The sequence below is a fragment of the Rhizobacter sp. P2_H3 genome, assembly GCF_056403355.1.
The window spans coordinates 1-6439 of sequence record NZ_JBFUFQ010000288.1 but is presented as its reverse complement, the minus strand read 5'-3'; the positions used below and the strand labels follow the sequence as shown (position 1 = coordinate 6439).

Genomic DNA, 6439 nt, shown 5'->3' with positions numbered 1-6439 from the left:
GCTGCGCCGTGGCCCGCACGCCCTGCCCCGGCCGCGCTAGCCGCAGCGCGGCGCGGTCGATCCACTGCGCCTGCTGGTCGAGCACGTGGTGCACGCGGCGCTGCATCAAGGTCGCGAACGCGGCCAGCGTCTCGGCCAGTTCGYGCGTCGGCGGCGCCGCCAGCTCGGCCGCGGCGGTCGGCGTCGGTGCGCGCAGGTCGGCGGCGAAGTCGGCCAGCGTCACGTCGGTCTCGTGGCCGACGCCGCAGATCGTCGGCAGCGGGCTCGCCGCGATGGCCCGCACGACCTGCTCGTCGTTGAACGCCCACAGGTCCTCCAGCGAGCCGCCGCCGCGGCACACGAGCAACGCATCGACCTCGTCGCGCTCGGCCGCCTGGCGCAACGCACGCACCAACGCCGCCGGCGCCTCGGCGCCCTGCACCAGGCTCGGGTAGACGACGACCGCGACATGCGGCGCGCGCCGCGCCAGCGTGGTCAGCACATCGTGCAGCGCGGCGCCCGACACCGAGGTGACGACGCCGAGCCGGCGTGGAAACCGCGGCAGCTCGCGCTTGCGCGCCGGATCGAACAGCCCCTCGGCCTCGAGCCGCGCCTTCAGCCGCAGGAACTGCTCGTACAGCGCACCCGCGCCGGCCTGCTGCATCGATTCGACGACGAACTGCAGTTCGCCGCGCGGCTCGTAGACCGCGAGCCGCCCGCGCACCTCGACGCGCTGCCCGTCGACCGGGTTGAACCCCACCAGGCTCGCCGCGCGCCGGAACATCGCACAGCGGATCGCCGCCTGCTGCCCGTCCGCATCCTTCAGGCTGAAGTAGCAATGCCCGCTGGCCGCGCGCGAGAAGCCCGACAGCTCGCCCTGCACGACACAGGCGCTGAAGCGCGCGGCCAGCGCGTCCGACACCGCGTTGACCAGCCCCGCGACGCTCCAGACCTGGCGCTCGCCCYGCCCCGCCGAGCGCTCAAACATGTGCAAACCCAGCGTTCATGCGGGTCGAGAACTCCACAAGCCCGCCAATCAAGGGCTGGCGGCACGATTCGGCTGTCATGCCGCATTCACAATCGCCCAAGTCATTGATTTTCAACGTTTTTTTCATGCTTAAAGATTGAGCAATCTGTGGCAGAGCCTGATTTGGCGCGGCTTTGGCGCGTTCGACCCACGGTTGCCCACAAAGTTATCCACAGTTGCGGTGGACTCAGGATGTAGTCGGCCGGCACTACATCAACTCACCGTGTCGGACCGCGGCCGGCAAACATGCGGTTGCCTTGCCGTTGTGCGTGGCGGGCCTGCCTTGGGGTCATAATCGCGCGTCCAAAAAGAGACCGCACGGGACCGCAGGGTCCGGCCGTCGGTCGCGCCGTCGGTCGCAACTCCTGCGCATCGCCGCACCCCATCATTGCTGAGAGGACCGGATTGTTTTCGATCATACAAGCCGCTGGCTGGCCGATCTGGCCCTTGCTCCTGTGTTCCATCATTGCGCTCGCGCTGATCATCGAGCGCCTGTCCAGCCTGCGGGTCGCGCGCATCGCGCCGCCCCGGCTGCTCGATGAAGTGATCTCGGTCACCCGCGCCCACCTGCCGGCCGCCGACGTCGTCAACAAGCTCGCCGACAACTCGCTGCTCGGCCAGGTGCTCGCCACCGGCCTGCGCGCGATCATCGCCGACCCGCGGATCTCGCACGACAACCTGCACGGCGCGTTCGAATCCGCCGGCCGCAGCGCGGTGCACAAGATGGAGCGCTTCCTGAACACGCTGGGCACCATCGCGTCGGCCGCGCCGCTGCTGGGCCTGATGGGCACGGTGATCGGCATGATCGAGATCTTCGGCTCGCAGGCGCCCACCGGCGGCAGCAACCCGGCACTGCTGGCGCACGGCATCTCGGTCGCGCTGTACAACACCGCGTTCGGCCTGATGATCGCGATCCCGTCGCTGATCGCCTACCGCTATTTCCGGGGCCTGATCGATGCGTACACGCTCGAGATGGAGCAAGCCGCCGAGCGCATGGTGCCGCACCTGATGCGCTTCACCGCGGTGCGCAAGGCAGGCTGACGGGCCATGGCGATGAAGTTCCGCAAGCACCACCCCGAAGAACCCGAGATCAACCTGATCCCGTTCATCGATGTGCTGCTGGTCGTCCTGATCTTCCTGATGCTGTCGACCACCTACTCGAAGTTCACCGAGCTGCAGATCAGCCTGCCCGTGGCCGATGCCGACAAGCCGCGCGAGAACAACAAGGAAGTGATCGTCGCGATCTCGGCGGAAGGCCGCTATGCGGTCAACCGCAAGACGCTCGACGGCCGCAGCGTCGAGATGCTGACGGCCGAGCTGCTGTCGGCGTCCGCCGGCGCGAAGGACGCGATCATCATCGTCTCGGCCGATGCGGCGTCGTCGCACCAGTCCGTCATCACGGTGATGGACGCCGCACGCCGCGCGGGGCTCGCGCGGCTGACCTTCGCGGCCCAGAGCTCGCAGGGCGGCGACGGCCGCTGAGCGGCTGCGCGCCGGTCCCGTGTCGCTCTCCCTTCGATTGCAGCGCGCCTGGCTGGCGCGTGGCGCGCTCGCGTGGGCCCTTCGCCCGCTGGCCGGGCTGTACGCGGCCATCGTCGCGCTGCGCGGCTTCGCGTTCCGGGCCGGCTGGCTGCGCATCGAGCGCCTGCCGGTGCCGGTGATCGTCGTCGGCAACCTGATCGCCGGCGGCGCCGGCAAGACACCCACCTGCCTGGCGGTGGTCGAGCTGCTGCGGCAGCACGGCTGGACGCCGGGCATCGTGTCGCGCGGCTACGGCGGCAGCGCCGGTGACACGGTCGTGCTGGTGACGCCCGACACGCCGGCCAGCGCCTGCGGCGACGAACCGCTGCTGATGCAGCGCCGCAGCGGCGCGCCGGTCGCCGTCGGCCGCCGCCGCGTGCAGGCCGGCCGCGCGCTGCTGGCAGCCCATCCCGCGGTCGACGTGATCGTCTGCGATGACGGCCTGCAGCACCGGCAGCTCGCGCGCGATGCGCAGGTCATCGTGTTCGACGAGCGCGGGGCCGGCAACGGCTGGCTGCTGCCGGCCGGGCCATTGCGCGAGCCGATGCCTCCTGCGCTGCCCGCGCGCAGCGTGCTGCTGTACAACGCGCCGATCGCGTCGACGGCGCTGCCGGGTCATGTCGTGCAGCGCGGCCTGCGCCGCTTCACGCCGTTGCAGGCCTGGCTGGAGGGCACGTCCGCCGCTGCCACCGACCTGCGCGGCCGCCGCCTGCTCGCCGCCGCCGGGCTCGCGCATCCGCAGCGCTTCTTCTCGATGCTGCGCGAGGCCGGCCTCGACATCGCCGAGCTGCCGCTGCCCGATCACCACGATTTCGCGCAGCTGCCCTGGGCGTCCGACACGGCCGACGTGGTCGTCACCGAGAAAGATGCCGTCAAGCTCGATCCCGCGCGCCTCGGCACGACCCGCGTGTGGGTCGCGACGCTAGACTTCCAGCTTCCGCCGGCCTTCGCCGCCGAGCTGCTCGCGCTGCTTCCGCAGCGAGCCCACCATTGACCCGAGGACGCCCGATGGACACCCGACTGCTTCAACTGCTGGTGTGCCCCCTGTGCAAGGGGCCGCTGGAGCACAAGCGCCCGCCGCAGGATGCGGCGCACGAACTGGTGTGCAACGCCGACCGCCTGGCCTTCCCGGTGCGCGACGGCATGCCGATCATGCTCGAGACCGAGGCGCGCTCATTGGACACCGCGCCTGCCGAGGCCGGGAGCAGCGCGTGAGCTTCACCGTCCTCGTGCCGGCACGGCTGCAGTCGACGCGGCTGCCGCGCAAGCCGCTGGCCGACATCGGCGGGCTGCCGATGATCGTGCGCGTCGCCCGCCGCGCCGCGCTGTCGGGCGCGCAGCAGGTGGTGGTGGCCGCCGACGATGCGGAGATCGTCGCCGCCTGTCGCGCGCACGACGTGGCCTGCGTGCTGACGCGCACCGACCACCCGACCGGCAGCGATCGCCTCGCCGAGGCCTGCGCACTGCTGGGCCTGCAGCCCGGCGAGATCGTCGTCAACGTGCAGGGCGACGAGCCGCTGATCGAGCCCGCACTGGTCGACGCCTGCGCGGCGCTGCTGCAATCGCAGCCCGACTGCCCGATGAGCACCGCGGCGCATGCGATCGACAGCGTCGACGAGCTGCGCAACCCGAACGTCGTGAAGGTCGTGCTCGACGGCGCGGGCCGCGCGCTCTACTTCTCGCGCGCGCCGATCCCGTGGTGGCGCGACGGCTATGCCTCGGGCATCGAGGCGCTGTCGTCTCCCCCGCCGCTGCGCCACATCGGCCTCTACGGCTACCGCGCCGGCTTCCTGAGGGATTTCCCGAAGCTGCCGCCCTGCCCGCTCGAGCAGACCGAATCGCTGGAGCAGTTGCGCGTGCTGTGGCATGGGCATCGCATCGCGGTGCACGTGAGCGCGGTGCGCCCCGGGCCGGGGGTCGACACGCCCGAAGACCTGGCCCGTGTTCGGGCGCAGATCGGGCGCTGAGCGGGCACTGATCGGGTGAATCGCGCACCTGCGAAGCCGGTGTAAACCCGGGGGCGCCGAGGGCCCGGCGACCTGCCCTGCGTCAGTTTCGCGCAGGAAGTCGCATGCTATTCTCGATGGCAAAAGCCCGTGCCTGCGCCGGCTGGCACCGCGGCCACGAATTCCATAAATTGAGGAAGACTGATGAGACTGATTCTGCTGGGCGCGCCAGGCGCCGGTAAGGGCACGCAAGCGGCGTTCATTTGCCAGAAGTTCGGCATCCCGCAGATCTCCACCGGCGACATGCTGCGTGCGGCTGTCAAGGCCGGCAGCCCGCTCGGCGTGGCGGCCAAGAAGGTGATGGACGCGGGCGGCCTGGTCAGCGACGACATCATCATCGGTCTCGTGAAGGAGCGCATCGCCCAGCCCGATTGCGCGAAGGGCTTCTTGTTCGACGGCTTCCCGCGCACCATCCCGCAGGCCGACGCGATGAAGGCCGCCGGCGTCAAGCTCGACTTCGTGCTCGAGATCGACGTGCCCGATGCGTCGATCATCGAGCGCATCAGCGGCCGCCGCGTGCACCCGGCCTCGGGCCGCAGCTACCACCTGAAGTTCAACCCGCCGAAGACCGCGGGCCGCGACGACGTGACCGGCGACGAGCTGATCCAGCGCGACGACGACAAGGAAGAGACCGTCAAGAAGCGCCTCGACGTCTACCAGAAGCAGACGCGCCCGCTGGTCGAGTACTACTCCAGCTGGGCCGCGGCCGGCGACGCCGTGGCACCCAGGTACCGCAAGATCTCCGGCACCGGCACGGTCGAGGAGATCACTGCGCGCGCGCTGGCCGCGCTTCAGTAAGAAGACGAGGGAGAGGCGCCATGGACATCGCAGGCAAGGTCTTCATCGTGACCGGCGGGGCCTCGGGCCTCGGCGAAGGCACGGCGCGCATGCTCGCGGCCGCGGGCGGCAAGGTCGTCATCGCCGACCTGCAGGCCGACAAGGGCGAGGCGGTCGCGAAGGAACTGGGCGGCGTCTTCGTGCGCTGCGACGTGAGCCAGGAGGCCGACGGCCAGGCGGTCGTCGCCGCGGCGGTGGCGGCCGGCAAGCTGATGGGCCTCGTCAACTGCGCCGGGATCGCACCGGCCGTCAAGACGGTCGGCAAGGACGGCGCACACCCGCTCGCGGTGTTCTCGAAGACCGTGACGGTCAACCTGGTCGGCAGCTTCAACATGATCCGCCTCGCCGCCGAGGCGATGAGCCGCAACGCGCCCGAGCCCACCGGCGAGCGTGGCGTGCTGATCTCGACCGCCAGCGTGGCAGCGTATGACGGGCAGATCGGCCAGGCAGCCTATGCCGCGTCGAAGGGCGGCATCGTCGGCATGACGCTGCCGATCGCGCGCGACCTGGCCCGCAACGGCATCCGCAACATGACGATCGCGCCGGGCATCTTCGGCACGCCGATGCTGTTCGGCATGCCGCAGGAGGTGCAGGACGCACTGGCCGCCGGCGTGCCCTTCCCGAGCCGCCTCGGCACGCCCGCGGACTACGCGAAGCTCGTGCACCAGATCATCACGAACGAGATGCTGAACGGCGAGGTGATCCGCCTCGACGGCGCAATCCGCCTGGCACCGAAATAGAGCCCCCCAGTCGCTTCGCTCCTGCCCCCGAGGGGCGCCTCCCGGCGGCCCGGCAGAGCCGGTTCCGCGGGAGTTGCTTGATGGGCACCGCGCTTCGCGGGTGCTTTCGGTGCTACTTCTTTCTCGCGTACAGCGCCCACAACCGGGCCAGGTCGGCCGTGCCGTCGTTGCCCTGCACGGTCCGGAAGGTCGCCGCCGACTTGGCGTGATCACCCGCCACCAGCTGCGCGATCGCCAGGTGCAGCTTCGCGTCATCGGGCCGCTTCGTGCCCTTGGCGATGCCCTGCTGCATCAGCTCCAGCCCCGGCTTGGCCTGCCCGCCGTAGACC

General features: G+C 70.5%; 8 protein-coding genes and 1 pseudogene. 7 read left to right on the top strand and 2 right to left on the bottom strand.

The genetic code is table 11. From position 1 onward, the window contains the following. The coding region (xseA, locus tag AC1D1T_RS28985; protein WP_477992983.1) for an exodeoxyribonuclease VII large subunit at positions 1-967 on the bottom strand (967 nt) is incomplete at its 3' end. A gap of 444 nt (positions 968-1411) precedes the next feature. Between xseA and AC1D1T_RS28980 the strand changes: the two genes are divergently transcribed. The 7 genes from AC1D1T_RS28980 to AC1D1T_RS28950 all read left to right on the top strand — a co-directional run bounded on the left by AC1D1T_RS28980 (position 1412) and on the right by AC1D1T_RS28950 (position 6110). Beyond that, on the top strand, positions 1412-2047 hold the full coding sequence (locus tag AC1D1T_RS28980) for a MotA/TolQ/ExbB proton channel family protein (protein ID WP_047508839.1): 636 nt from the start codon (positions 1412-1414) through the stop codon (positions 2045-2047). Positions 2048-2059: 12 nt separating this feature from the next. Then, positions 2060-2488, top strand: a complete 429-nt coding sequence (locus AC1D1T_RS28975) for an ExbD/TolR family protein (protein ID WP_047508951.1) — start codon at positions 2060-2062, stop codon at positions 2486-2488. A gap of 19 nt (positions 2489-2507) precedes the next feature. Continuing rightward, positions 2508-3521: a tetraacyldisaccharide 4'-kinase gene (lpxK, locus tag AC1D1T_RS28970; RefSeq protein ID WP_477992982.1), complete on the top strand. Its 1014-nt coding sequence runs from the start codon at positions 2508-2510 to the stop codon at positions 3519-3521. A 14-nt stretch (positions 3522-3535) separates the two neighbouring features. Continuing rightward, the gene (locus tag AC1D1T_RS28965; RefSeq protein ID WP_477828897.1) at positions 3536-3742 is read left to right on the top strand and encodes a Trm112 family protein; all 207 of its coding nucleotides are present in this window, start codon (positions 3536-3538) and stop codon (positions 3740-3742) included. Next, positions 3739-4494, top strand: coding sequence for a 3-deoxy-manno-octulosonate cytidylyltransferase (gene kdsB / locus AC1D1T_RS28960; protein ID WP_477828898.1), 756 nt, complete (start codon positions 3739-3741; stop codon positions 4492-4494). The genes AC1D1T_RS28965 and kdsB overlap by 4 nt, the downstream gene beginning before the upstream one ends. Before the next feature lie 183 nt (positions 4495-4677). After that, on the top strand, positions 4678-5331 hold the full coding sequence (gene adk, locus AC1D1T_RS28955; protein ID WP_477841517.1) for an adenylate kinase: 654 nt from the start codon (positions 4678-4680) through the stop codon (positions 5329-5331). Positions 5332-5351: 20 nt separating this feature from the next. Continuing rightward, the gene (locus AC1D1T_RS28950) at positions 5352-6110 is read left to right on the top strand and encodes a 3-hydroxyacyl-CoA dehydrogenase (protein WP_477841519.1); all 759 of its coding nucleotides are present in this window, start codon (positions 5352-5354) and stop codon (positions 6108-6110) included. Positions 6111-6222: 112 nt separating this feature from the next. Here the strand turns inward: AC1D1T_RS28950 and AC1D1T_RS28945 are convergent. Further along, positions 6223-6439, bottom strand: a pseudogene (locus AC1D1T_RS28945) (tetratricopeptide repeat protein); the annotation flags it as partial.

Excerpts from the sequence above, each read along its gene's own strand:
- AC1D1T_RS28975 (WP_047508951.1), top strand. The coding sequence starts at position 2,060 with ATGAAGTTCCGCAAGCACCACCCCGAAGAACCCGAGATCAACCTGATC.
- AC1D1T_RS28965 (WP_477828897.1), top strand. The coding sequence starts at position 3,536 with ATGGACACCCGACTGCTTCAACTGCTGGTGTGCCCCCTGTGCAAGGGG.
- adk (WP_477841517.1), top strand. The coding sequence starts at position 4,678 with ATGAGACTGATTCTGCTGGGCGCGCCAGGCGCCGGTAAGGGCACGCAA.
- AC1D1T_RS28950 (WP_477841519.1), top strand. The coding sequence starts at position 5,352 with ATGGACATCGCAGGCAAGGTCTTCATCGTGACCGGCGGGGCCTCGGGC.